General features: G+C 51.6%; 17 protein-coding genes. 13 read left to right on the top strand and 4 right to left on the bottom strand.

The window, feature by feature from the left end; translation table 11 throughout:
* Nucleotides 1–6: 6 nt before the first annotated feature.
* The 4 genes from BMX45_RS08425 to BMX45_RS08440 all read right to left on the bottom strand — a co-directional run bounded on the left by BMX45_RS08425 (nt 7) and on the right by BMX45_RS08440 (nt 7,759).
* Complete coding sequence (locus BMX45_RS08425; protein ID WP_090909273.1) at nt 7–771, bottom strand: ABC transporter ATP-binding protein; 765 nt, start codon at nt 769–771, stop codon at nt 7–9.
* Nucleotides 772–861: 90 nt separating this feature from the next.
* Nucleotides 862–2,301 (bottom strand): HAMP domain-containing sensor histidine kinase, encoded by a 1,440-nt coding sequence (locus tag BMX45_RS08430; protein WP_090909274.1) that lies wholly within the window; start codon nt 2,299–2,301, stop codon nt 862–864.
* 6 nt (nt 2,302–2,307) lie between these two features.
* Nucleotides 2,308–3,015: a response regulator transcription factor gene (locus BMX45_RS08435; protein ID WP_090909275.1), complete on the bottom strand. Its 708-nt coding sequence runs from the start codon at nt 3,013–3,015 to the stop codon at nt 2,308–2,310.
* A gap of 253 nt (nt 3,016–3,268) precedes the next feature.
* Nucleotides 3,269–7,759: an S-layer homology domain-containing protein gene (locus BMX45_RS08440; protein ID WP_090909276.1), complete on the bottom strand. Its 4,491-nt coding sequence runs from the start codon at nt 7,757–7,759 to the stop codon at nt 3,269–3,271.
* Between the two features lie 414 nt (nt 7,760–8,173).
* On the opposite strand from BMX45_RS08440, the gene BMX45_RS08445 reads away from it, so the two are divergent.
* The 13 genes from BMX45_RS08445 (at nt 8,174) to BMX45_RS08505 (ending at nt 26,512) form a co-directional block, all read left to right on the top strand.
* Nucleotides 8,174–8,836: a TetR/AcrR family transcriptional regulator gene (locus BMX45_RS08445; RefSeq protein WP_090909277.1), complete on the top strand. Its 663-nt coding sequence runs from the start codon at nt 8,174–8,176 to the stop codon at nt 8,834–8,836.
* Complete coding sequence (locus BMX45_RS08450; protein WP_090909278.1) at nt 8,836–9,207, top strand: DUF4180 domain-containing protein; 372 nt, start codon at nt 8,836–8,838, stop codon at nt 9,205–9,207. The genes BMX45_RS08445 and BMX45_RS08450 overlap by 1 nt, the downstream gene beginning before the upstream one ends.
* 60 nt (nt 9,208–9,267) lie before the next feature.
* The gene (locus tag BMX45_RS08455; RefSeq protein WP_175495076.1) at nt 9,268–9,924 is read left to right on the top strand and encodes a formylglycine-generating enzyme family protein; all 657 of its coding nucleotides are present in this window, start codon (nt 9,268–9,270) and stop codon (nt 9,922–9,924) included.
* A 318-nt stretch (nt 9,925–10,242) separates the two neighbouring features.
* Nucleotides 10,243–11,196, top strand: coding sequence for a glycoside hydrolase family 43 protein (locus BMX45_RS08460; protein WP_090909280.1), 954 nt, complete (start codon nt 10,243–10,245; stop codon nt 11,194–11,196).
* A 710-nt stretch (nt 11,197–11,906) separates the two neighbouring features.
* Nucleotides 11,907–13,640: an extracellular solute-binding protein gene (locus BMX45_RS08465; protein WP_090909281.1), complete on the top strand. Its 1,734-nt coding sequence runs from the start codon at nt 11,907–11,909 to the stop codon at nt 13,638–13,640.
* Nucleotides 13,641–13,669: 29 nt separating this feature from the next.
* Nucleotides 13,670–14,641, top strand: coding sequence for an ABC transporter permease (locus BMX45_RS08470; protein WP_090909282.1), 972 nt, complete (start codon nt 13,670–13,672; stop codon nt 14,639–14,641).
* Nucleotides 14,642–14,656: 15 nt separating this feature from the next.
* Nucleotides 14,657–15,592, top strand: a complete 936-nt coding sequence (locus BMX45_RS08475; protein WP_015736860.1) for a carbohydrate ABC transporter permease — start codon at nt 14,657–14,659, stop codon at nt 15,590–15,592.
* A gap of 51 nt (nt 15,593–15,643) precedes the next feature.
* Nucleotides 15,644–17,428 (top strand): glycoside hydrolase family 2 protein, encoded by a 1,785-nt coding sequence (locus tag BMX45_RS08480; protein ID WP_090909283.1) that lies wholly within the window; start codon nt 15,644–15,646, stop codon nt 17,426–17,428.
* A gap of 12 nt (nt 17,429–17,440) precedes the next feature.
* Nucleotides 17,441–18,445, top strand: a complete 1,005-nt coding sequence (locus BMX45_RS08485) for an aldose 1-epimerase (RefSeq protein WP_090909284.1) — start codon at nt 17,441–17,443, stop codon at nt 18,443–18,445.
* 33 nt (nt 18,446–18,478) lie between these two features.
* The gene (locus BMX45_RS08490) at nt 18,479–20,221 is read left to right on the top strand and encodes a glycoside hydrolase family 2 protein (RefSeq protein WP_090909285.1); all 1,743 of its coding nucleotides are present in this window, start codon (nt 18,479–18,481) and stop codon (nt 20,219–20,221) included.
* Nucleotides 20,222–20,308: 87 nt separating this feature from the next.
* A complete protein-coding gene (locus BMX45_RS08495) occupies nt 20,309–21,706 on the top strand; it encodes a family 43 glycosylhydrolase (protein ID WP_090909286.1) in 1,398 nt (465 codons plus the stop codon).
* A 245-nt stretch (nt 21,707–21,951) separates the two neighbouring features.
* A complete protein-coding gene (locus BMX45_RS08500) occupies nt 21,952–22,899 on the top strand; it encodes an ArsR/SmtB family transcription factor (protein ID WP_090909287.1) in 948 nt (315 codons plus the stop codon).
* Between the two features lie 481 nt (nt 22,900–23,380).
* Nucleotides 23,381–26,512, top strand: coding sequence for an S-layer homology domain-containing protein (locus BMX45_RS08505; RefSeq protein ID WP_175495063.1), 3,132 nt, complete (start codon nt 23,381–23,383; stop codon nt 26,510–26,512).
* Nucleotides 26,513–26,574: the final 62 nt, after the last annotated feature.

The raw sequence follows: 26,574 nt of genomic DNA on the forward strand, positions 1-26,574 counted from the left end.
CTCGGACTACCTCCTCCCGGTGACATAAGCAAAGATCATTGCTTCCCGCTCGGAGGCTAACTCCGGGGCGTAGGGTCCCATATCCAGCGTGCCGCCGATCTTGCCATCGCGAATGTAGATCAGGCGATTGCCGCGGCAGGCCGCCTTCATATCGTGGGTGACCATGACAATCGATTGGCCTTCCGCATTCATCCGGCTCAGGATATCGAGCACCGTAACCCCTTGTTCGTAATTGAGGCTGCCGGTGGGTTCATCGGCAAAAATCATATCCGGATGGTTGATGAGCGCCCTGGCGATGGCGGCCCGCTGCTGCTGGCCTCCGGACACCTGGGAAGGCAGCCGGGAGCCTTGTTTTTCGAGATGCAGGCTTGTCATCAGGTCATTGGCCCTTTGTTTTACGGCTTCTTTGTCCCGATTGGCGATATAACCAGGAAGAGCGACGTTATCGAACAGCGTCAAATCCGGCACGAGGTTGCTGTTTTGATAGATAAAACCGATCTGATCTGCTCGAAAACGCGCAAGCTCCTTAGCCGAAAATTGATCGAGGCGCTGTCCCTGAAGGTAGACTTCACCGGCCGTCACGGCGTCGAGTCCGCTAAGCAAGTAAAGCAAGGTCGACTTTCCGGACCCGGAATCTCCCATGATCACAGTAAAGTCGCCGGTATATATCGACAGATCGACATTGCGCACGGCATGGTACTGCTCTTTGCCGGTGGTATAGGTTTTGCATAAATTGGAAGCTTGCAGCATGATGGTTTTGTTTGTAGGCATGACAGGGTCTCCTCTCTTCTCATGCTTCCAAATTATAGAGGACGATTCTTGCGCATTCCTTATCAAATTATGAATAAAGTATGACAGGGGTCAGCTTAGCGGCAGAGTCAAGCAGAAGGTCGTTCCCTGCTGCTGCTTGCTGTGAAACGTGATCGTGCCGCCATGCGCTTCCATAATATATTTGCAAATCGACAAACCAAGTCCAACCCCGTGCCGCTCGGCCAGTTTCTTGCGGTCCGGGACACTGCCTTGGTAATACCGTTCAAAAATAAACGGCATGTCCTGCGGGGAAATACCGCTGCCCGTATCGGAAATTATGATCCGCAAACTGGATGATTCGGCGAACTCCTCAACGGCGAGCGTAATCGTATCCCCGGGCTTGGTATGCTTCAGGGCATTCGTGACGAGATTGGCGATGACCTGCTCGAAACGCACAGCATCGATGATAACAAGCACGTTCGGAATGGAAGAAGGCTCCACGCAGCGCACCCCCATCGTACGTATGTAGTGCGCCATGGTTCGCAACACAGGTTCAATCGTCGAAGAACTGTACTGCTCCAGCGGCCGCACCGCAATTTGGTCCAGATCGCGCAGCGCGTGCAGCAGCAAATCGTCTACAAGCACAGCCATCTTGCTTGTATTGGCATGCACCACCTCCAAGTAAGCCATCACACTCGGCAGATCGGGGCAGATGCCTTCACGAATCGCATCGATGTAGGCTTTGATGGTCGCCAGCGGGGTTTTTAAATCATGGGACAGATTGGAAATGAGTTCCTTGTGCGACTGGCTGTGCGAGGTTTGCTGCATATGTAAATTGCGAATTTCTTCACGCATGAGATCAAATACGGCATAGAGTTCGCCGACCTCGTTATTGCTTGTCCATTCGGCGCGCTGCTCGTAATCGCCCTTCAGGATGGCTTCCGCATAGGGCTTGAGCCCGGCAACAGGCTCAACCAGATCCCGCTGCACCCGGCGTCCGGTGGCGAAGAGTACATAAAGCAGCGTCAAAAGTGCCAAGGAAAGCAAGGTCCATGGCACAACGAGTAGCAAGCCGGAAGAAGGGATGGCCGCGGTCGCTGCAGATGCAGGGACGGAAAACTGCGCATAGCCTGCGAAGGCGTTGGTTCCGGCACCCAGCAGCGGAAATGCCAGGTGGTAATCGGGCGGGTCGCCGTCGGACATACGCAGCGTATAGTCCAGTTCAAAGCGCGGATGAATACGGCGTACCGATGAATCATCGCTGTCATATATCATCGTTCCGTCAGGAAGCACGACCTTAAGGCCGATCCGTGTTTCTTGACTCCAGCCGTTTAATTTCTCTCGAATCGGGGCATCGGAAAGGAGCAATTCGGCAAACTCGTTCTCCAAGTCATGGACGATCGTATTGGTCAGCAAGCGAATGTGGTTGACGATGGAGGACGAAGCAGGCTGCTTCGAGGGCCAAGCGAGCCAAACGACGGACAGCAAAAGTACAAAAAGAGACAGGCATGCTACCCAGAGTCTTCTTGCATACCATGGTTTCCAGTGCATAAAAGTCTACTCCGTTTCATCGGGGTCGAATTTATAACCTACACCCCAAACCGTCGTGATATAGGCGGATTTGATTCCGCTGCGTTCCAGCTTCTCGCGGAGCCGCCGAATGTAAACCGTGATCGTATTATCCTCGACATAAGCGGAGTACCCCCACACCTGATCCAGCAGCTGTGTTTTGGTAAACACTTGGTTCGGGTTGGATGCGAGAAAATAGAGCAGGTCGAATTCCTTCGCGGATAATGCAATTTCCCGTTGTCCGGTCATGACCTGGCGGGCGCCTTTATCAATCGATAACGTGCCGAATCGCAATAGCTGTTGTGTTGTTGCCTGGAGTTTCGGGTCGGCCATTCTGCGCAAATGCGCCTGAACCCGGGCGACCAGCTCACTGAGCGAGAAGGGCTTGGTCATATAATCATCGGCGCCGAAACCCAAGGCAAGCACTTTGTCCGTGTCGCTGCTGCGAGCGCTTAAAATAAGTATGGGCGCAGAAGTCAATGTACGAAGCTCGCGGCATACTTCAATTCCGTCAGCGTCAGGCAGCGTCAAATCAAGAATGATAAAATCCGGCTGCCGGTTACGGACTCCCTGCAATCCGTCCCTCGCATTCTCCGTGATGAACGTGCTGAATCCCTGGACACACAAATAATCGTTCACAATGCGCGAGATATCCCGCTCATCTTCAATAATCAGTACCGTTTTAGGAGATTGCATGAAAAAGTCGCCCCTGTTCCGTATGCTTTAAATCGTGAATCCATTATAGCACGGGTCGGATTTAAGCATAGGGAAGATAAGGAATATCCCCCTGGATAACCCTGTCGCTATTTTTAAGTTAGCTGAATGCATGCCTACATGTATCTGGAACAAGGAAACCCCCGGTCTGGAATAAGACCGGGGGTTGAGCGGTTGGATGCTTTGATGATCGACAGCATCCTGCCTATGATAGGCATGGATTTCAGTGAGAGTATTACTTCACGTTATCCTTAAGCGTGGAAACCCAAACCTCAACGCCGTCTGAATGACGAGTGGACTGGTGAGAAACCGTTGCTTCCTGAACATCGCCGAAGCCCCAATGGGTTTCTGCTACATCAGGGAAGAGCGGCTCCAATCCCGTCAAAGGTCCACGGTATAACGCTTTGTTGATCAACGTGACGGCTTCAACACGCGTTATGCGGTTGTTAGGCCGGAACGTGTTTCCAGGATAACCGGATAGCAAATTGTTGCGATATAATGCCTCAATGGATTCGGCAGCCCAGCTTCCTTCGATGTCCGTAAAATGGATATTCACGGAAGCCGATGTGTCCAGATCCAGGAAACGGGCCAGCACCGCAGCCAGTTCTCCGCGAGTGACTGGTGCATCCGGACGGAACGTATGGTCTGCGTAACCGTTGAAGTATCCTTGGGATACCGCGATTCGAATGTAATCGGTCGCCCAATGTCCTTTTCGAATATCGTTAAAGCTCGAGTTCGCGTGACCTGTGGTTTTCTCCGACAGACGAGCAACGATTGCAGCGAGCTCGGCCCGGGTCAAGGTATTGGACGGTTGGAATTTACCGTTAGGGAACCCGAGAATATAACGCTGATGCTGGAGATCGCCGAACCGGTCAGAGAATACTTGAACATGGACGCTATTGGATTTTTTGCTGCTACCTGCCGTAAGCTGTCCGATGATTTCATATTGAATCTCTTTGGCTGCAATCTGTCCCCACTTGATGTCCAGTTTGAAGCTGCCGGTGCTTCCGGCAGGGAGATGAGCCACATTCCAGGTTACGGTTCTGCCATCAACCTTTCCGCCGTGAGCATTCACGACTTCGGCGCCTTCAGGAAGGGTGACTTGAACCGATGCATCACGTAATGCCGCGTTGGTACGGTTAGCGTAATCGACGGTAATGGTCGACTGCGTGCCTTCTTGGACTTGCTTCTTGTCCGTGGACAGGTTCAATGTCACATCGCCCTGCTGACTTGAAGGTGGCGTTGATGGAGAAGAACCTGATCCAGATGAATCCCCGCCATTACTTGAGGACGGCACTGGCTGCATAGCAAAGTCAAATGCGATAATGCTCTGTCCCACATGGATGATCCCGTCTTGGATATAACTGTCGGAACCGTTAACGGCTGGAGCATTCGGTTTGGAAACCCGAGTGTCATAAGTGTAATAGCCGCTTCGTTTCGCGACGATGTAATAATCGCCTTCCGGATATACCATCCATGCATATTCGCCAGCCGCGTCGGAAATCTGCGGATTGGCATTTTGGTTAGGCGCAAACCCAGCCAGTGCAGGCAAGGATACGAGTGTGTTCGGCACCCGTCCTTTCTGACGGTTCAGCGCAGTGTCAGCCCAATACAATTGAACGTCCGCGCCGCTAATCACTTTTCCTGTCGATGCATCCGTGATGATGCCGTATGGATCTATCAGGGAGTATACGATCGCGGTCTGTCCGTCTTGGGTCATATCCACGTCCAAGATGGAAGCAGGACCTGCCAATACCGTTCCATCCGCCAGTTCAAGCTGGTAGGATATTTGGTATTTCCCCGGCGGGACTTGATCCAGCGAGAACGTTCCGTCATTGGCTACGTTGAGCGGCTGCTTAAAGCTGCTGCCGTTCAAGCCTTGAAGCAGTGCAACGGCTTTTCCGCTGCCGAGGATATCCCCGATGGTGTCAGGGTTGGATGCTCCGCTGGCGGAAGCAACAAATAATTGACCTCTCAGCAGGTTCGAAGGTTTGATCGTTTGGCCAGGTTGTACAGTGCCGATTGTAACCTCTTTGGTTTGCGTCAACGTGACATCACGCCCTCCGATTTGAACCGGAGTTTCGATATTCAGCTCGTAGGTATAGTTGCCGCGCGGAACCGGAATCTGGTATGAGCCGTCCTCGCCGGTCGTTACCTCAGCCGAAAAATCAGGGATTCCGTCGTTGTTGAAATCGGATTCCACGGTAATTTTTGCGCCTGCTACCGGTTTGCCGGTAATTTGATCCACAACGATGCCGTCAATGGCGGCAGGGAAGTAATGTACGCCCTTGCTTGCTTGAACGGTTGTGCCTGTGCCAGGATCCTGTATCTCTGCCACAACGATGTCGTATAACGGCGTCGTGTCCGTTAATACCGCAGGTTCGTATGTCCATACGGCAATCCCTTCTTCATTGGTGGTCACCGTCTTGGTTTTACCGGAATCATATGTGATGACCACGGGCACACCAGGAATCGGGTTGCCCTTGGAATCAGTTGCCTTAGCGGTAACCGTGACCGGAGACTTCCCGTCAGCCAATACGCCTTCAGGGGTCACCGTTACATCCAGGTTGTAAGATAATGCCTGATCATGAACATGGACGGTTTGCGTGACGGATTTTCCGTCATGCGTAGCCGTGATGATGGCCGTGCCTGGTGCTACGGCGGTAACGACGCCATTGGCATCGACCGTGGCCACATTATCATCGGAAGATGTATATGTGGCTTTGCCTGTTACATCCTGGATGCTTTCATCCAAGGAAACAGCCGTTACCTTAGGCGTGTGCTGATCACCGGTCTGCAGCGTGACGCTTGCCGGATCGATCAACAGATCGCGCAGGCCGGATGCCGGCGTGGTTACTTCCACGGGCGGCGAAGCAGGGGATTCAATGCCGTTGCTGACGGCTTTGACGACATAGCTTTGCTTCGTTTCCGGCTTCAGGCCGGACAACACATAGCTAGTGCCTGTCACTCCGTCGGCGATCAGCTGTCCGTTGGCATCATAGATATTGTACGTTTGAGCGCCAGGGACGGCGTTCCACAATAACTCGGCCCCAGTTGCATGCACGTGTTCGGCCCTTAATGCTGGAGCATCAATGCTTACTTTAATGACGGACTGCACGGTTTTGCCGTTATATACAGCATCAATTACGGTGGAGCCCGCTCCGACCGCCGTTAAGAGACCGTTCTCGTCAATGATGGCTACCTTAGGGTCATTAACCGTAATGATGGTCCCCGGATCCAGGGTAACATCATGCTTCGTTCCGTCGGAATATACCGAAGAAACCACAGTTTGATGCGTCGTACCCGCCCTTAAATCGTAAACGTCCTTGTCCAGCGTAAGCCCCAAATCCACGGGGAGTTGTACGGAATTGGACGGGATCGATTCGGTTATCCCTTCGTCAGTAACGATGACGGCCGTCACCGTAAATTGACCGGGCTGATCCGGTGTGACACCGCTGACGAGGTAGTTCGGCGTCGTAATGTTCGAGTCGAGGAGAACACCGTCTTTATACAGATTGTAGTAGGTCGCGCCCGTCACCGTATTCCATGTCAGCGTGTTGGCTTGATCCGGGGTAGTTCCCCGATTGAGGGAAGGGGCGTCCGGAATCTGTACGGTAGCGTAGGCTCCCCCGACCGTGACCACTGTGACCGTTCCCGATGGTGTATCGGTACCGAAGTCTAAAATCGTTGTTGCCTGCCCTTGATGGTTGGCCGTATGATCGGCAACAACGGGAGCCCCTTTTTCCGAAGAGAAAGTTAACGGTGCCCCCTCTACAGGGTCGCCGTTGTAATCGAGCGCTGTTCCCACCAATTGATACTGGCCAGGTTGACCCGTAGGAATGGCTTGGAGCTTAACTTGAGTTGGCGCTTGTTTGTAGGCATAGTCTGGATTTGCCGTATCGATCGGCTCGAATTCGTTCGTGAAATACCATCCGAGAATATCATGGGTTTCCATCGAGCCGCCGGTGGCGGAGGTGAATCCCGCATAAACGCCGGGATATCCATCAAAGATTTCGTCCAGGTCGATGTTGCCTGTTTCCAGAACGGGAGTTGTCGGACGTGCAGCATCCTTGCTCAGGTAAACCTTAACAACCTTGGTCTGTCCATCGTAGTCGATCCAGGAGTATAGATCTTCTCCCCCAGACAGCGTAATGCCATTGAGGTTCGTTGTATACCAATCGGGATTGGTATTGTTCACACTACCGTTTTTTGCAAGTCCGATGTAGTTAGCGGATGGATCGTTAACCGGACTCGGGTTCTGGTATGTATCATACTTCACCGCAAAGCTGGGTTTGATCCCGCCGTAACCAATCCCCACACCGACTTCCCCCGCACTGTTGGATTGGGCCTGAATGGTAAAGGTGATGCCGTCGGCAGGAGAGTTGGTACGATTGTCTCCGTTCAAGCGGAATTTGAAAAAAGTGCTGAAGGAATAATTGTTGCCCGCGGCGATCAGCTTTTTGTTGAAAGCCGTACCGAACTGGTTTCCTTGTGCCTCGGTCAGACGCAGGATATCGCGTCCTTTACTGTCTTGCATCACTTTGGCTTGGCCGTTCAGCGAGAATAAATCGACTTGCTTGGAATTGCTGAAATTATCAAGTTTATAGGTGACCCATTTGTCCTCGGGTGCCGCCGCCGCAGAGGCTGGTGCCGTCAAAGGCTGAAACGTGGCAACGAGCATACAGATCACCATAAACAAGGATCCGAATTTTCCGGATTTTTTCATGAAAATGATCATCCTCCTTCTTTTTGATTTGTGTGTCGACATGTACTTGCATCTCAAGCGAACCTGCCCCAAGGCGGCCTTCTTGACATGGAAGAACATATTTTGACAAGCGGATATCAGAATAACAAAGCATGCTCTACAAATTCTCTACAATAGCTACACAGGTTCTCTACAAATGCTCCACTCTAAAAAGATGCGGGCGTGCGCCTCGTTCGTAATATCCTTCAACCAGAATCTTATTGCTTTAATTGATACAGCAGCTGGCGAGAGATCGCAGGAGAAGCTCAGGATTTGCCCCATGCAGCCAGCTATCAGCCAAATAAATGTTCATTGACAGCATGAATCAACATTGTGTACACTTTTTTTATTCCGACTGTTCAGTATAAATAAAATCAAGATGTCAGGTGAGAAATGATGCCCAAATTGGGAATGGAACAAAAGCGCAGGGCAGACGTCATTAACGCCACGTTAACCTGCATCAGCTTGCATGGAATCGAAGGGATGACGCTGGATAAGGTTGCCGAGTATGCGAACTGCTCCAAGGGAGTGGTCACTTATTATTTCAAGAATAAGGATTTTTTGACGACCGAAGCCTTCAAGTCGTTCCTGGCCTACTATGGGCTAAAGATCGAATCAGGCATTGAGCCTGCCATGTCAGCCGAGGAAATGATGGAGGTTGTCCTGCAGCATATGCTCCCTCCGTACAGCGAGGACACGGATCAGAAGCTGAATGTTTCGCAGCTAGACGGAGTCGATAAGATGTTTATCCCCTATGAGGATCAAGGCAAGCTCTTTGTGCAGTTTTTTTCAAAAGCCATGCTGGACCGTCATTTGCAGGAAGTTGCATCCAAGAGTTACGAGCGCGATCTCCAAGGCATCGCCAAGATTATGGAATACGGTAACCGGACGGGGCAGATGTCGGTTGAAGATTCCCATAGTGCGGCATATGGCTTGATGGCGATGGTGATTGGCCTGAGCTTCTTTAGAGTAGCGAAGGTTCCGCCCGACAAGGACGAGGATAACCGGTACATATGTGAGGATTATGTAAGAAGACTTATCAATAGAGGAGGAGTTTGATGAATATCACGAAGGTTGAAACCGATGGAGGAACGATTGCTGTCGTAAGCGGCAGCGAGGTATTGATTAAGGATGTCCAGTCGGCCCTGGATCTCATGGCCACCGTGCAATATGAAACGGACAGCCGCCGCATTGTGATGGATCAATCGTTGATAAGCGAGTCTTTCTTCGATTTGAAGACGCGGCTTGCAGGCGACATTCTTCAGAAGTTTATCAATTATCAGGTGAAAATTGCGATCATTGGAGACTTTTCGGTTTATCCAAGCCAAAGCCTTCAAGATTTTATTTACGAATGCAATAAGGGCCATGATTTCTTTTTCTTGCCCAGTGAACAAGAGGGGATCGAACGTTTAAGCCAATGGAGCAACTAAGTAGCGAATACGGGAGGAAGATCGTTGCCGGTATCTGGGCTTGATCCAAAAGAGGTTTCGATGGTGAACATTCCAGCAGGCGCAGTTCAATTAAGGGACGACCGTATAAAGTCCTCGTGGACGGTGGAAGTGCCTGCATTTCAGCTTGCATCGGTCCCTGTAACGAAGGCGTTGTATTTCTCAATCATGCCAAAGACATCCGGATGCGATGATTTGATGGAGTCCCCGGTCGTGAATATATCATGGCATGAAGCGATTCTCTTTTGTAATATGTTATCTCGGCGCGAAGGCCTGAACGAATGTTATTCGTTAACGGATGACGGTGAATCCGTCGTTTGTCACAAGGAGGCGGACGGCTACCGCCTTCCGACGGAAGCGGAATGGCAATACGCGTGCAAAGCCGGGAGTCTTGGCTACCGTTACGGAGAGCTTGACGACATCGCTTGGCATGGAGGGAACTCCGGAGGCGTCCTGCATGAGGTGGGCAAAAAGCGGCCGAATGCGTGGGGGCTTTACGATATGCTCGGAAACGTATGGGAGTGGTGCTGGGATCTTTACGATCCGAATGTATACGGCTCCTACAGAGTATTCCGCGGAGGGAGCTGGGCCGAAGAAGCCAGAGGCTGCGGAGCGACATGCCGCCGCCGCAGCCACCCGACGTTTCGGATTGAGGATCTCGGGTTTCGTTTGGCGAGATCGATATCAAGAAAAAGATAAGGCTGATCCGTTAGGGTCAGCTTTTTTGATTGTGCAGCACCTCCCGAATTTCCATCAAACCCATCGAAAATACCACGGCTGTTTCCAAGATGGCTATAGAAACTTAGATGCCCCCATTCATATTTCCCTAATTTTCCAATGTTACATAATCTGACGCGACTGGACCTCGTAAAATTGCGTATAGACAAGGCTGGAAGACATCAGTAAGATAGGGTTTAACTTTTTGCGGGAGGTGTAGGGAGTTCAAGGAGTCAAGGGTTGAATTGCCGTAGTGTTGATCAAAAACCAGGAATTTCAAGGGATAAGGGGGATTCGAAGATGGTGAATGGACCAACATTCAACAATCCGATCGTAGAGCAGGCAGCCGATCCTTGGGTATGGAGGCATACGGACGGCTATTATTACTTTATGTCGACGAAACGCGATCATCTGGAGCTGACGCGATCCGCAACCTTAACGGGCCTTGCGGAAGGACGGAAGAAAACGATCTGGGCTCCGGAACCCGGGGGAAGGTACAGCCATAACCTATGGGCACCGGAAATTCATCGTTTGGACAACAAATGGTACATCTATTTCACGGCGAATGACGGAGGAGGGGATGAGTCCCGCCAAATATGCGTGCTGGAGAACGCCGAGGCTGATCCGATGGAAGGACAATGGGTATGGAAAGGCGCGCTGCCGACTCCGGTCCCCGGCTTGGACGGCACGGTTATGACCCTAGGCAACCAGCTATATTTCCTGTATGCCGGATATGGCCATTTCCCGGATTACGGGTCCGCGATCTACATCATGCGCATGTCGAACCCTTGGACATTGACGGGGGACCATGTATTGCTTACGGCTCCGACCCTGTCTTGGGAAAAACAAGGCGGAATGGCGATTAACGAGGGACCCGTCATTCTCCGCCGGAACGGTCGCATCTTTATGGTGTACTCGGCCAGCACCACCTGGTCGGAGGATTATTCGCTGGGCATGCTCACGATGGAAGAAAACGGGGATCCGATGAATCCGAAATCCTGGACCAAATCGATGCAGCCCGTATTTTGCAAAAGCGTGGAAAACGGAGTGTACGCTACCGGTCACAATAGCTTCACGCAATCGCCGGATGGCAAGGAGGATTGGATCGTTTACCATGCGCTGCCCGCGCCTGGCGTCGAGACGGCCTTGCGGTCGACCCGCATCCAGAAATTCGGCTGGAAGCCGGATGGAACTCCGGATTTCGGCGTACCGGCTGCCGAGTCGGATGCCTTGGCCAAACCGTCCGGAGAATAATATATGCGGATTGTAAGCGAATAACCATAGGAATTGATCTATATAAACCCCCATTTATTACAATATATCTGTAATAAATGGGGGTTTGTTACGAAAAGATGCACATGTATGACGAGAGCCGCAAAAATATATAAAAAAAAAACGAAATTTCATGAAAACTCCTTAATTCAAAAGGGATTTTTTTTATCTCATTATTCTCGTTATTCTCATTATCAAAGTGTATTTTTGGATCACATACAAATTTAGTTACGAAAATTATGTATGAAAGCGTTGACAATATAGCGGTGTATGCTTATACTTCGGTTAAAGATACAGAATAATTGTATTAAATGGATGTGCAACAGCTGCCAGTCTCATCAATTTCACATGTGAAAGGGGATCCATATCCAATGGCCATGATGAAGAGGATTGTGTCAGGGCGGAGGTGCTTAGACCGCGAATGACCCTTGTCATGCATCAGCCTGAAAAGACATGAAGCATTGAACCATGAAGCGAAGCAGATGAAGCAGAAACGGGATTTTGCCAATTCGAAGCGACGAAGGTTTTCAAAGACACGAAGATGCATGACACAAGGAGACACTAGCTTCGAAGGATTAAAAAAGACAGATTAAAGCTTAAAACCGGACGCCCCCTGGATAACGACGGCATATGGATCCTCTATGGCGCAGCGGCGGGGTGCTCGCAATTATTCATATCATGGGAGGTTAAGCATGAACGGAACGATGAAGCGTTTTTTCACTTTGTTATTCATATCCATCCTGATTATATCGACGGTAACCGCTTGCAGCGGCAAGGCAAACGACAAGCCTGACAACACCGTAACCCAAGAGGAAGAAGTAGAGAAGAATGAGGTGACGTTCGAGGATATCAGCGGCGATATACGCGGAAATAAAGCACCGACGCAGGAGCAAATCGATGAGGTCAACGGCACGCTGAACGATACATACCTCGGAGATGTATTTGACGAAGTTATTCCAAGCGATTATTCCGCATATCCGGTTAAGGGCGATGTGGTGCTGGATGTTTGGATGCCTGCCAACTCCAACATCCCGGATATGAATAATCACTTGGTTCAGAAGCAGGTGGAGAAGCTCACCGGCATCAAGGTGAACTTCATTACGCCGCCGGTCGGACAGGAAGCCGATGCCTTTACCTTGATGATCTCCTCCGGCGAGCTGCCGGACATCATTATTGACCCGGGCCGTTATCCGGGAGGCTTCGAAGCAGGGGTCAACGATGGCGCTTACCTTGATCTCACCGACCTGATGGAAAAGCACGCTCCGAATTATACGGCATGGCGCAACTCGGACGAAACGAGAAGAAAAACGACCGTGACCGACGACGGCAGGCTGCTGGGCTTCTACGGCATCGCGCCGTATTCCGAATGGACCTGGTTCGGGATGCTGATCAAGCAGGAGGCGCTGGACAAGACCGGACTTCCAGTCCCGAACACGATAGACGAATGGTATGAGTTCCTGCAAAAAAGCAAGGAAGTCGGATATAAGGCGCCGCTGAATTACGGCTCGACGTACGGCCAAATTTTTACCGGCATTATTAATGGCGCATACGGCGTCTGGGATTGGACCTTCATGGACGAGAACGGCAAGGCTGCTTGGGGGCCGGCACAGCCGAAAGCCAAGGAATATCTCGCAACGATGCAGAAGTGGAACAAGGAAGGCCTGCTGAATCGGGACTGGGCTACCGCCGATTTCAATCAACGGATGGCCAGCGCGATTTCCGACGATACGGCCGTGATGATGGATTCCCCGGATACGATGTGGAGCTACTGGAAAGTGCAAAACGACATTGATTTCGTGGGGGCACTGAATCCTGTTCTGAATGAAGGGGACAAATCCGCGACCACCTACAAAAACTTCAAAAGAACCGGAACCAGTGCAGCCATCACGACCCAGAGCAAAAATGTCGAAGCCGCTATGGCATGGCTGGATTTCAACTATTCCAAGAAAGGCTGGGAGCTGATCAACTTCGGGGAGTACGGCACCGTGCACTTGGTGGATGAGCAAGGAATGCCTTATTATCCGGAAAATAGTTATATGTACAATGATCCGGACGGTCAGCCGGTAGACGTCACGCTTTGGAAATACCGCTGGCATAGTTGGCCGAATATCCGCGACGAGCACAATGCCAACCCGTTGATCACGGCGAAAGGCAGCTATTCCGGAGATATTCGTCAGGACTGGACGGAGAACATGGACACTAGCATGGCGATGCCGCCGATCACGTTTACGAAAGAAGAAGCCTCGCGCGAAGCCGAGCTTGGGAACCAGCTGTCCACGCTGCGCGGAGAATATTTCGCGAAGATCATCATGGGCGAATTGCCGGTCGATGCTTACGATAAATTTTTGAAGGAAGCGCAAAGCATGGGGCTGGACGAATTCTTGAGTCTCCATCAGGCAGCCTTGGATCGGTATAACCAACGATAGTTTTCATAATAAGAACAGGTGGTTGATTCATGGAGATTTTACGGAAAAACAGGGGAATAGACCATGTCCGGACACCCTCGGAGCCCAAGAATACCAAGCGCTTGATTCAAAAGGACCTGAAAAAGAACTGGTTCGTTTATCTGATGGCCCTTCCCGTCGTGGCGTGGTTCTTGATCTTCTGCTACGGGCCGATGTGGGGCGTCATGATCGCATTCAAGGATTTCAAGCCTTTGCTGGGCTTCGCGGACAGCGATTGGGTGGGCTTTAAGCATTTCATCGATTTTTTCTCAGGACCCTATTTTTGGAGAGTCGTCAAGAATACGCTCCTGCTGAATGTATGGGGAATCGTCTTCGGATTTACGGCACCAATCATCCTGGCCTTGCTGCTGAATGAAGTCCGTTCTTCCAAGTTCAAGCGGACCGTGCAAACCATCACGTACATGCCGCATTTTATTTCACTGGTGGTCGTGTGCGGGATCATTCACATCTTTACGTCCAATGAGGGAGTTGTTACGCAGCTGCTTTCCTTCATAACGGGAAAAGACTATTCGTCCCTTCTCGGATACTCCAATTTGTTCCGGCCGATTTATACCTTTTCCGGAATCTGGCAGAGCATCGGCTGGGACAGCATCATTTACCTGGCTGCGATGAGCTCCATCGATCCTTCGTTATATGAAGCAGCCGATATCGACGGGGTCGGCAGGGTGAAAAAAATGTGGTACATTACACTGCCTCAGATCAGCCCGGTCATCATCATTCTGTTTATCTTTGCGATCGGCGGATTGATGGCTTCCGGCTACGAGAAAATTATCCTGCTCTACAATCCTTTGATCTACGATACGGCGGATGTCATCGCTTCCTATGTTTACCGAAGGGGCTTGAGGGAAGCGAGCCTGAGTTATTCCACTGCCGTCGGCTTAGTAAGCTCCATCGTCAATTTCGGGCTGTTATGGATGACGAATACCATCGTGAAGCGCAGATCTGAATCCAGCTTATGGTAAGAGAGAGGGAAGGTTATGGAGGAAATCAAGCAACTCAAGGTGAAACGAAGCAGGAAGCATAAAAGCATCGGGGACCGCGTATTCGACTTTACGAACTATACGCTGTTAACCGCTTTAACGTTGGTGTGCTTTTATCCCATATTGCATATCTTGTTCGCTTCCGTCAGCGATCCCGGCGCTTTGGTGGCTCATCGAGGGGTATTGTTCAAACCGCTGGGATTCACGCTCGACGGTTACAAGCTGGTGTTTAAGGACAACAGCCTGCTCAGGGGATACCTGAATACGATCATTTACGTTGGACTGGGCACCTTGGTCAATATGGTCATGACGATATTGGGCGCTTACGTGCTGTCCAGGCGGGACTTGTATTTCAAGAATTACATCATGGTCATGATTACGATCACGATGTTCTTTGGCGGAGGGCTGATTCCCTGGTTCCTGTTAATGAAGGACATCGGCTTGTACAACAATTTGTGGGCCATGATTCTGCCGACCGCTTTAAGCACATGGAACATCATCATTCTAAGGACCGGATTCCAATCGATTCCGAGAGAGCTGGAAGAAGCGGCACTAATCGACGGCGCAAGCCAGGCCAACATCCTGATCACGGTGATCCTGCCGCTGTCGAAGGCGACGCTGGCCGTAATCTTCCTGTACTATTTGGTCGGCAATTGGAACTCCTGGTTTAACGCGATGGTCCTGCTGAAGGATAGGGAATTGTTCCCGTTACAGCTGTTAATGAAGGAAATCCTGGTCGCCAACGATTCAACGGCCACCACGATCGGCAGCGCGGGCGGTGTCGTCATTAACAGCGCCCAGAGCTCGACCGCGTTCCGGGAGCTGGTTAAATACTGCGCGATCGTGGTTTCGACGGTGCCTATATTGTTGGTGTATCCGTTCCTGCAAAAGTATTTCGTGAAAGGCGTTTATGTCGGTTCGATCAAAGGCTAGGCGTTCAAACAAGCAGATAGAGAGACTGAATCATTAGGAGTGAGCAGCATCTTGACGACAGAAGTTAGCAAGGCACAAACGATTCGCAGCGAATATCCGAGGCCCCAGTTTCAGCGCAAAGAGTGGTTAACCCTCAATGGTGAATGGGATTTCAGTTTTGACGATGAAGCCATCGGCGAGGATGCAGGGTGGCATCAGGCGGAAGCGCAGGCTTCCTTTACGAGGAAGATCAATGTCCCCTTTACGTTCCAAAGCAAGCTGAGCGGCATCGACGATCCTTCCTTTCATGATGTCGTGTGGTACCGCAGAACGTTCGAAATTCCGCAGGACTGGAACGGAAAACGGATCGTGCTTCATTTCGGCGCCGTGGATTATTTGGCCAAAGTGTGGGTAAACGGGCACTTGGTAGCCATGCATGAAGGCGGGCATACCCCATTCCAGGTCGACATTACGGCTTCGCTCGTGAAAGGAAGCAACACGCTCGTGCTGCGGGCGGAAGATTTCAGCCGCGACGTCACCCTGCCGCGAGGCAAACAATACTGGCTTGAGCATTCGGCAAGCATCTTCTACACCCGTACGACCGGCATCTGGCAAAGCGTGTGGTTGGAGCCGGTATCCCCGGTACACTTGGGCAAAACGATGATGACGCCCGATATCGACCGCAACGAAATTCGCATCCGGACCTTCCTTGAAGGCTACAAGGCGATGGAGGACGAGGACCTCAAGCTGCAGATCACCGTATCCTATCAGGGCGAGTGTGTTGCCGAAGATCAATATGCCATTCGAAGCGCAGAGCAGCTGCGGACCATTGGCCTGAACGATTTTACGGAACATGGCCTGGGACGCCTGTGGAGTCCGGAGCATCCGAACTTGTATGCCATCGAATTCCGCCTTGTTCAGGATGGAGACGTCGTTGATCAAGTATCCAGCTATTTCGGGATGCGGAAGGTATCGATCGAGAACGGCAAACTGTGCCTGAATAATCGCCCGTATTTCCAGCGGCTGGTGCTGGATCAGGGTTATTTTCCCGAGGGAATCCTCACGGCGCCGTCGGATGAGGCCTTGAAGCGCGACGTGGAGCTGGCAAAGGAAATGGGGTTCAACGGCGTGAGAAAGCACCAGAAAACGGAGGACCCCAGGTTCCTGTACTGGTGCGACAAGCTCGGCCTGCTGCTATGGAGCGAGGCGGCCAACGCGTACGAATATTCCGAGTCGTATGTTCGCCGTTTCACGGCGGAATGGCAGGAGATCATCGAGCGGGATTATAACCATCCCTGCATCATAACCTGGGTCCCGCTCAATGAAAGCTGGGGTGTTCCCAATGTGCAGATGGATAAGCGCCAGCAGCAGCATGGGCTCGCCATGTACCATCTAACGAAGTCGTTAGACGATAGCAGACCGGTTGTATATAACGACGGATGGGAGCATATGACCACGGACTTGGTCACCATTCACGATTATGAGAGCCGCCAGGAAGTGCTGGAAGAACGGTATGCAACAGCCGCGTCCGCGGTGGAAGCCATGCCGGCGAACCGGAGAATATTCGTCGGCGGCGCATCCTATGACGGCCAGCCCATTCTCGTATCGGAGTTTGGCGGCATTGCCTTCAAGAAGAGCGAATGGGAGGGCTGGGGGTATTCCGGAGCCGAGAACGAGGAGGATTATCTGATCCGGCTCAAAGCCGTGGTGGATCCGATGTTCTCTTCCCCGGTGATCCAAGGATACTGCTACACGCAGCTGACGGACGTCGAGCAGGAAATCAACGGCCTGCTTACGTATGACCGTAAGCCGAAGGCGCCGCTCGAAACCATTCGCAAAATCATGACGGGACAATAGGAGGCACATGAAATGGGCGGGACGAATGCCTATGAAGGCGTATACCATAATGAGAAAGCCGTGTTTCTGCGGGCAGGAGCTTATGAAGCGGTCATGCTCCCGGATATCGGCGGTAATTTGATAGCGTTTCGGGACATCGAAAAGGGCTACCGGTTTCTGCATGAGCCGACGCCGGAGGAAATGCCGGCATTCAAAGCAAGGCCGATGATTCACGGCATACCGGTATTGTTTCCCCCGAACCGGTATCAAGATGGCCGGTTCCGGTGGAACGGCCAAGTCCATCAGCTCCCGGTCAATGAAGAGGCGACGGGGCATCATCTGCATGGATTCCTGTACAATATTCCATGGGTGGTGGACGAATACGGGCATACCGGACAGGAAGCTTATGTGACTGTATCTGTCCGCGTGGATGAACAGCATCCGGTATTCGGGCACTTTCCGTTCCGGTTCCACATTCAGCTTCGTTACGGTTTGAGCGATAAGGGGTTGTCCCAACGGGTAACGATCACCAACGCAGGCCAAGAAGCGATGCCGTGTTTGCTGGCGTTTCATACGTCCGTTAACGCGCCATTTGCCGAGGGGGGCGACGCCAGGGATTACCGCTTAAAGCTGACCGTCGGGAAGCGATGGGAGCTGGATGGGCGAATGCTGCCCACCGGCTCCCATCAGGAACTGTCCGCGAATGAACGGGCCATGCAAGGCGCCGGCGTTTATCCGTTCTTCGAAAGCATGGATAATCACTATACCGCCGAGCCCCAGAACGGAAGGAACCGGATGGAGCTTACCGATGAGGCCGGGAAGGTCACTCTGGTTTATGACGTGGGCACTTCCTACAAGCAATGGATGATCTGGAACAACCAAGCGACCGAGGGATTCTTTTGCCCTGAGCCGCAGATCAACCTGGTCAATGCCCCCAATATGGATATGCCTGCCGAAGAAATCGGCTGCTTCAGTCTCGGGCCGGACGAAATCTGGGAAGAGACCAGTCGGCTGTACGTAAAGAAAAGCCGGGGCTAAAGCCCAATTAACCATAATAAAAAGGAGTTCGACATGACTCAATTAACACTACCGCGTCCCGAATACCCACGCCCGCAATGGGTAAGGCCGCAATGGATCAATTTGAACGGTTCATGGCAATTCGAAATCGACCATGGCCGGAGCGGTAAGGAACGCGGGCTCCATGAACCGGTACATGAGCTGACCGGAACGATCACCGTTCCATTTTGTCCCGAAAGCAAGCTGTCCGGCGTTGAGTATAAGGATTTCATGGCAGCGGTCTGGTATAAGCGGGAGTTCGAGGTGCCCAAGGATTGGAACGGCAGAATTCTGCTTCACTTCGGGGCGGTGGATTATGAAACCGAAGTTTGGGTAAACGGAGTATCCGTAGGAACGCATCGCGGGGGATATACGCCTTTCGGTTTTGATATCACATCGCATGTGAATCCGGGCGGGAATATCGTTACCGTCTGCGCGGAAGACGATGTCCGTTCCGGACGCCAGCCGCGCGGGAAGCAAAGCGGACGCTTCCATTCGCATGGCTGCGATTACACCCGTACGACGGGGATTTGGCAAACGGTATGGCTGGAGCAAGTGCCGCAGGCTTATATGTCCGACATGAAGCTGGTGGGTGACCCGGATAATGGGTGTGCCCACCTCGAGATTAAAATCGACGGGAACGCAGCAGGCCATAAACTGACCGCATCCGCCCTATATGAGGGGAATGCGGTAGGGAATGCAAGTGCTGTCGTATCCGGGCCGTCCGTCAAACTCACCATTCCGCTGTCGGAGGTCCATTTGTGGGAAACGGGTCAGGCCAGGCTGTACGATCTGGAATTATCACTGCAAGGAGATGGCCAGGCGAGCGATACGGTCCAATCATATTTCGGCCTCCGAACCATCATGCTGGACGGCATGGCTTTCCGCCTCAACGGAAAATCCGTATTTCAGCGCCTTGTGCTGGACCAAGGCTTCTATCCGGATGGAGTCTATACGGCTCCAAGCGATGAGGATCTCCGCAAAGACATCGAAATTTCGATGGGACTGGGCTTTAACGGCGCCAGGCTTCACGAGAAGATATTTGAACCGCGCTTTCTGTATTGGGCGGACCGGTTAGGGTATCTGGTATGGGGGGAGCATGCGAATTGGGGGCTGGACATTACCACGGCCGAGGGATTGTCCCATTTCCTGCCGGAATGGCTCGAAGGCATGGAACGCGATTTCAATCATCCGGCCCTCATCGGCTGGTGCCCGTTCAACGAGACGTGGGACCGGGACGGAACCAAGCAAAATAACGATGTGCTGCGCATTGTATACGAGGTCACGAAGAAAATGGACCCGACGCGCCCCGTGATTGATACGAGCGGCAACTTCCACGTGGTGACCGATATATTCGATATCCACGATTATGACCAAAATCCGGAGACGTTCAAACAGCGATATGAGCCGATGAAGAACGGTGGAGAGGTATACAACAGCTTCCCGAATCGGCAGCAGTATGGCGGTCAGCCTTATTTTATCAGCGAATACGGCGGCATTTGGTGGAATCCGGATCAGAAGGACGAGAAGTCTTGGGGTTACGGCGACAGGCCGACATCCGAAGAAGCGTTTCTGGAGCGTTATGCGGGTTTAACGAACGTGCTGCTGGACCATCCCATGATGTTCGGGTTCTGTTATACCCAATTGTACGACGTGGAGCAGGAAGTGAACGGATTGTACACCTATGATAGACGATCGAAATTCGATCCTGAAGTGATCCGCCGCATTAACGCCCGCAAAGCCGCGATAGAGGATTAAGCACCCGTTATGACCGGTATCTTGAAGTAGGCTTGTACCATGTTTGGTGTATGATTGCACATTATCCGAAAGGAACGTGACGAAAGGATGAAGGTGAATTACCGGAATAAATTATTGCTCACGATATGCGCATTTCTTATTCTTCCGATGGGTCAGGCGACGCATGCGGCCACGCTTCAGAACAACTTCTACAACGTGGTCATGCAGGATGGAGCGGATCCTTGGGTGTATAAACACACAGACGGCTTTTACTACTTCACGAAAACGACCGGCGGCAACGTGACGATATGGAAGTCGGCCCAGCTTACCACGGTGGATGCGGCTCCGACGAGGGTCGTGGAAACGGGCTGCTGCGGGATCTGGGCTCCCGAATTGCATTACATCAATGGCGCCTGGTATATCTACTATGCCAAGGATGACGGGGATAACGTCAACCACCGCATGTATGTCATGGAGAACACGTCGGCGGACCCGACGCAAGGAACCTGGCAGTACAAAGGCCAGATAACGGACCCGACAAACAAATGGGCGATTGACGGCACGGTGCTGCAGGTTAACGGTCAGCTGTATTTTATCTGGTCCGGCTGGGAAGGGGACACCAATGTGCGGCAGAATCTGTACATCGCCCATATGAGCAACCCTTGGACGATTGATTCAAGCCGCGTCGAAATTGCGAGGCCTACGCACAGCTGGGAAACGAATCATTCCCCGCATGTAAACGAAGGACCCCAGGTGATTGTACGCGGCGGCGTCATCAGCTTGGTGTACTCGGCAAGCGGAAGCTGGACCAATGATTATTGCCTCGGCCTGATCACGGCAAGCACAACCAGCGATTTGCTGGATCCGGCTTCATGGACCAAACGCAGCCAGCCGATATTCAAGTCCGGCAACGGGCTGTACGGCCCGGGCCACCATTCGTTTACCAAGTCACCCGACGGTACGGAGGACTGGATGCTATACCATGTCGCCAAATATAACAACGCGGGATGGAACCGTGAGGTCCGAGCGCAGAAATTCACATGGCACGCCGACCATACGCCGAACCTCGGCGTGCCGGCGAATCCGAATGCTCCGATAGCGCTGCCTTCCGGCGAAGCGGCGCACACCCGTTACGAAGGTGAGGAGGGAACGTTCGGCGGCGTCGCCTATGCATCCCAAAGCCCTAACGGCTCGGGAGGCATGAAAGCGGGGCATATCGATACGCCGGAGAGCTACGTGGAATTCTCGGTGCATGCCCCGTCCGCAGGCGACTACATTTTGCTGGCCCGCACAGCAAACGGAACGGCCGGAGGGAATTGGTCCCATCTTATGCTCAGCGTGAATGCCGGAACGGCCGACAAATTCCATATTACGAATAAAGGCTGGGAAAACTGGGGCTTGTCCACGGCGCGGGTCCAGTTAAAGGCCGGCGCCAACACGATACGTTTTTCAAAAGGCGAAGGATACGGAGAAATCGACTTCTTCGACATCAAGCCGGCGAATTAGGACCAGCGGATGGCTTAGTCAACCGAAAAATGAAGTGCTGCAAGCTCGATCATGGATGGCTTCCGGTTCTCCCGGAAGCCATTTCTGGCTAAGAAGGGACTGGTTTTCTTCGCCGCATCCAGGCTTATAAACTATGGCAAAATGCAGGGGAATTGCGGATGTAAGCCCTTGCAAGCATGATTGTTTTTCATTTCATTAAGAGATAAGATGAAAGGTAATGAATATGTTTAAAGGAGAGCGGATTTGTGCTGGAACTTGGTTTTAACGACCCGGAAAGACTGGTCACGGTAGCTCATGCCTTGTCAACGCGTTCTCGGGTGGATATCCTGAGGCTCTTGAATTCCAAGAACCTGAACATCATCGAAATCGCCGAGAAACTCAAACTTCCCGTTTCGACGGTGGCAAGCAACATCAAAGTGCTGGAAGCGGCCGAGTTAATCAATACGGAATTGCTTCCGGCTTCGCGCGGGGCCATGAAGGTGTGCAGCCGGAATTATGATGATATCCATATTGCGTTGAATTTGAAGAATTCGGTTCCTAAGGGAGTCACGCATGTCTATGAAGTCGATATGCCCATCGGCCATTACAGCGATTGCGAAGTGGCGCCTACCTGCGGAATGGCGAATGCGGACGGGTACATTATCAAGGAAGACGAGCCGGCGAGCTTTTACCATCCCAAGCACGTGAATGCCCAGATCATCTGGCTTCGCAAGGGATACCTGGAATACTTGATGCCGATGGATATTCCGGCCGGAGCACGAATCGAATCGCTGGAACTGTCCATGGAGATGTGCTCCGAGGCTCCCAATTATGATCATAACTGGCCTTCGAATATTTCGGTGTGGGTCAATGGCGTGGAGATCGGCATGTGGACAAGCCCCGGCGATTTCGGGGATCGCCGCGGCAAGCTGAACCCGAACTGGTGGTACGATTGGGCAACGCAATACGGGTTTCTGAAAATATGGCGCGTGGATAATGAGAAAACGACGCTGGATATGGAGAAGATATCGAGCGTTACTTTGGATCAGCTGAACATCGCTGCAAGCCCCAAACTGCGGCTGCGCATCGGCATCAAGCCCGATGCCGTGAATCAGGGAGGGCTGAATCTGTTCGGCCGCCAGTTTGGCGATCACGAACAGAATATCATCATGCAGGTGAAATATACGATGGATCAGGATGAGGAAGAGCTTTGATTAATGGCCGCAGGGTCAGTTGTCACCGAGCAATTCATAAATGGCAGTGCAGAGTTTTTTTCTGCACTGTCATTTTTTTATTTGCTCCTCGAATAATGTTCATTTCACACCCGCTCGCCATTCATTCTCTGACATGTTTAGCTGCTATAACAGGAAACTGTTCCAACATTTTCGGATTGAAGCAACCGATTATGGAGTTGTGACCGAGCAATCCGGGCTCCATGGTCAGGCATGCTCCTGCTTAAAATTTGAGACAAAAATGAAACATCGCCAATTTTTTAATATATTACACTAGTTATTGGATCAAAGCTCCTCAGCATCTGCAAGTGAAAAGCCTGTTGAATCATACTGAGATGGAAAATGGCTGACAGTGTCTCGTAAACACACCCGAACATACATGTCCTTCTGAATTTTTTACTATAGGGTGGAGTTCATGAAACACGTAATTAGTCCCGTTCGTCTCCGGGGAGGAAAGAACAAGATGAACAACAATCGACAACGGAAGCATAGCTTTTTGGTTTTCGTATTGACGGCAGTACTGATTTGGTTCGGTATGCCGCCTGTTAATGAAGTATCGGCAGAAGGTCCCGTAGGTCCGGTATCTTTAACCGAAGGTTATGGAAATGTGACTCTGCCTTCTAATGAAGGAGAAGTCGTGAAGGAGGAAGAGGACGGATCTGACGAATCTCTCTCAGCCGGAAAGGAAGAGGAGGTGTCTGCGCCGGATGATGGCGCCAAGCAAACAAAGGCAGACGATATCCGGGCGTTCGGCATATTTGCAGGCGGAGACGGCTCACTGGAGTCTCCCTACTTAATCGAGACAGCAGAGCAGCTGGACGCTGTCCGGAATAACCTTGAGGCCCATTACCTTTTGACTCATGATATTGATCTGTCAGGCTTTGCTTTGGTAGGTGGCTGGGAACCGATCGGGATTGATTCGGCCAGATTCAGTGGGACATTCGACGGGCAGGGGCATCGCATTACCGGATTGGGAATAGGTGCTCATTATTGGAGCCCCTTGGGTTTGTTTGGTTTTGTCGGTGACAGCGGAATTATTGAAAATGTCATTCTTGAAGACGTGAGGGTAGGCGTAGGAAGTTATTATCACGGAAGTTCAGGCGGGGCTGCTGGCATTAGCTACGGCACGATCCGAGAAGTGTATGTGACGGGAGCTGTAGAAGGATCCCATTATTCCGGCGGTTTGGCAGGAATGAACTACGGTCTGATTGACGGCTCCTCTTTTTCAGGGACGGTAGCAGGCTTAGTCGGCGTCGGTGGTCTGACAGGAGAAAATGACGGTGAAATGAGCAGATCCTATGCTTCGGCGCAAGTCTCTGGAGATGATAACGTTGGAAGCCTTGCAGGACGCAACGACGGCCGGATTCATTCATCATATGCCACGGGAACCGTGAATGGACGACAGTTCTCCGGCGGTTTGGTTGGCGTTAATTTGGATAGCGGCATGATTAGCGGCACTTACTTTTCCGGAACCATATCAGGAGCAGGCTACGGTATCGGGGGGCTGGTTGGGATCAACCATGGCTCGGTGGATTCATCCTATTGGAATACGAGTTCATATAATTCGGCCCTTCCTGATAACGGGATCGGAACGCCGGTGCCTGGGGACGAAATGAAGCAGTACGAGATATATGATCATTGGGATTTTGAGGATACTTGGTACCTCTATAACGGGCAGACGCTGCCGTTTCTTCAATGGGAGGATCCGTTTGAAAGAACAGTTGTCACGATGGATTCCCAAGCTTTGGATGTTGGGGACAGTACTCAAATGGTAGTGACCGCTAATCATCAAAAACAGTCGTCGTTTATTGCAACGAACAACGCTGATTATGCTGTCAGTGAGGGGGAATCTATTGTTGATGTTGATCAAGAGGGTCAGGTTACAGCGAAAGCTCCAGGGAAAGCGGTGATTAGCGTCTCGTTGCACGGCGAAACCACCCCGATTGAAGTAACTGTTCATCCGTATACTATCACAGGCGTCATGGAGCCCGATGCGTTAACTGTCGCTAACGGAACGCCCGTCGATGAAATAGGCCTGCCGGATACGGTCCAAGTGACGTTGAGCCCGGGTCAATTGAGGAAATCCGCTGAGGTGGAATGGAGCTCGGCGGATGAGAATCATCCTTATCAGGCTGCAATCCCAGGCATCTATGTCTTCACGGGCAGTTTGGTGAATTTAACGGAAGATATGGCCAATCCGGATGGTATGAAGACAACGATCCATATAACGGTGGGGCAAAGCTTTATCGTCAAGGTGAACGATATTCCAGCTATCCGGGTAAGCCACGGTACCCAAAAATCCTCCATTACTCTTCCTGAGCAGGTAGAGGTTAGATTAAGTCATGGTGGTACTGCCAAGGCAAATGTGATTTGGGACCATGAAGAACCGGCATATAATGGACTGCAAGCAGGTGACTACACTTTCAAGGGCTCCTTGGAGTTGCCGGAGGACGTTATCAACCCGGACCAATTACATGCAGTTGTTCATGTCACCGTTCTTGAAAAAAGCGGGGATGGAGGTTCAAGTAGAAGTAACGGCTCCGGGGTGAGCGGCGGGACAGATGAACTGCCGGACAACACATGCGTAAACGGAACGGAAGGAAAAACGATTCCATTTCCTAATGGTAGGATCATTATACCGAAGAGTGCTTGGAACGCGGGGTTTTGTCTCAACTTTAAGGTTATCCAGGACACTAGCGGGTTACCGTTATCTGAAACCGATCGGTTTGTTGGCCAAGTGATCGAAATTACGAAGAATTGGACTGGAGCTTTTCACAAAGAGGTCACCCTCAACCTGCAATTTGGAACCGATGCCATCAACCATGAAGAGGATGCCGTGAGTCTTTATTGGCTGGACGAAAAAACGAGCGAATGGATCGAACTAAAGAACATCAAAGTGGATTGGGACCAGAGGACCGTGACCGGGTCAATCGATCATTTGGCCAAATTTGCGGTGATCGCTACAACGGTTAAAAAAGAAGTCGATGTCAACCCTGAGAGAGATTTCACCGATCTTGATGGCCATTGGGCTAAGGACATGATTAACCAGGTGGCTCGAATCGGCGTAATTAGTGGTTATTTGGACGGCTCCTTTAAACCTGAACGTCCCATTAGCAGAGCGGAATTTGTATCCCTGCTCGTTCGTTCCCTCAACATGGAGGAGAGAAGCGGACATGTTTTCCCCGATTCTGATGGCCATTGGGCACAAGATATGATTGCGACAGCCCAAGCCTACGGGATCATCGAGGGATATACGGCAACGTACTTCGGAGTGAATGATCCGATTACACGTGAGCAGATGGCCGTGATGGTCATGCGATGGGCGGGATTATCCGCAGCGGAAGGAGCGCCGGCATTTATGGATCAGGATAGCGTTTCCTCATGGGCCCGTGAAGCGACGGCGGCAATGTCGGAGCAGGGAGTCATGACAGGCTATCCAGATGGCAGTTTTCTTCCTAAGAAAAAAGTAACCCGTGCTGAGGCCGTTGTCCTTCTCCTCCGAGCTATGGAATTGAAAAGGCCCGTACGAGACGGCCGTGTCATAAACTCGGGCGAGTTGGATGAACAGACGGCCGCTGCAAGCAAAGGACATTGAGAGCATACAGAATTTATTAATACCCGGATCGCGCGAAGAGCGTTGAACCGGGTATTTTTATT

Source organism: Paenibacillus sp. cl141a (genome assembly GCF_900109305.1).
Classification (GTDB): domain Bacteria; phylum Bacillota; class Bacilli; order Paenibacillales; family Paenibacillaceae; genus Paenibacillus_AQ; species Paenibacillus_AQ lautus_A.

Excerpts from the sequence above, each read along its gene's own strand:
- BMX45_RS08425 (WP_090909273.1), bottom strand. The coding sequence starts at position 771 with ATGCCTACAAACAAAACCATCATGCTGCAAGCTTCCAATTTATGCAAA.
- BMX45_RS08495 (WP_090909286.1), top strand. The coding sequence starts at position 20,309 with ATGAAGGTGAATTACCGGAATAAATTATTGCTCACGATATGCGCATTT.
- BMX45_RS08450 (WP_090909278.1), top strand. The coding sequence starts at position 8,836 with ATGAATATCACGAAGGTTGAAACCGATGGAGGAACGATTGCTGTCGTA.
- BMX45_RS08470 (WP_090909282.1), top strand. The coding sequence starts at position 13,670 with ATGGAGATTTTACGGAAAAACAGGGGAATAGACCATGTCCGGACACCC.
- BMX45_RS08505 (WP_175495063.1), top strand. The coding sequence starts at position 23,381 with ATGAACAACAATCGACAACGGAAGCATAGCTTTTTGGTTTTCGTATTG.
- BMX45_RS08455 (WP_175495076.1), top strand. The coding sequence starts at position 9,268 with ATGGTGAACATTCCAGCAGGCGCAGTTCAATTAAGGGACGACCGTATA.
- BMX45_RS08485 (WP_090909284.1), top strand. The coding sequence starts at position 17,441 with ATGGGCGGGACGAATGCCTATGAAGGCGTATACCATAATGAGAAAGCC.
- BMX45_RS08490 (WP_090909285.1), top strand. The coding sequence starts at position 18,479 with ATGACTCAATTAACACTACCGCGTCCCGAATACCCACGCCCGCAATGG.
- BMX45_RS08430 (WP_090909274.1), bottom strand. The coding sequence starts at position 2,301 with ATGCACTGGAAACCATGGTATGCAAGAAGACTCTGGGTAGCATGCCTG.
- BMX45_RS08440 (WP_090909276.1), bottom strand. The coding sequence starts at position 7,759 with ATGAAAAAATCCGGAAAATTCGGATCCTTGTTTATGGTGATCTGTATG.
- BMX45_RS08475 (WP_015736860.1), top strand. The coding sequence starts at position 14,657 with ATGGAGGAAATCAAGCAACTCAAGGTGAAACGAAGCAGGAAGCATAAA.
- BMX45_RS08465 (WP_090909281.1), top strand. The coding sequence starts at position 11,907 with ATGAACGGAACGATGAAGCGTTTTTTCACTTTGTTATTCATATCCATC.
- BMX45_RS08445 (WP_090909277.1), top strand. The coding sequence starts at position 8,174 with ATGCCCAAATTGGGAATGGAACAAAAGCGCAGGGCAGACGTCATTAAC.
- BMX45_RS08435 (WP_090909275.1), bottom strand. The coding sequence starts at position 3,015 with ATGCAATCTCCTAAAACGGTACTGATTATTGAAGATGAGCGGGATATC.
- BMX45_RS08460 (WP_090909280.1), top strand. The coding sequence starts at position 10,243 with ATGGTGAATGGACCAACATTCAACAATCCGATCGTAGAGCAGGCAGCC.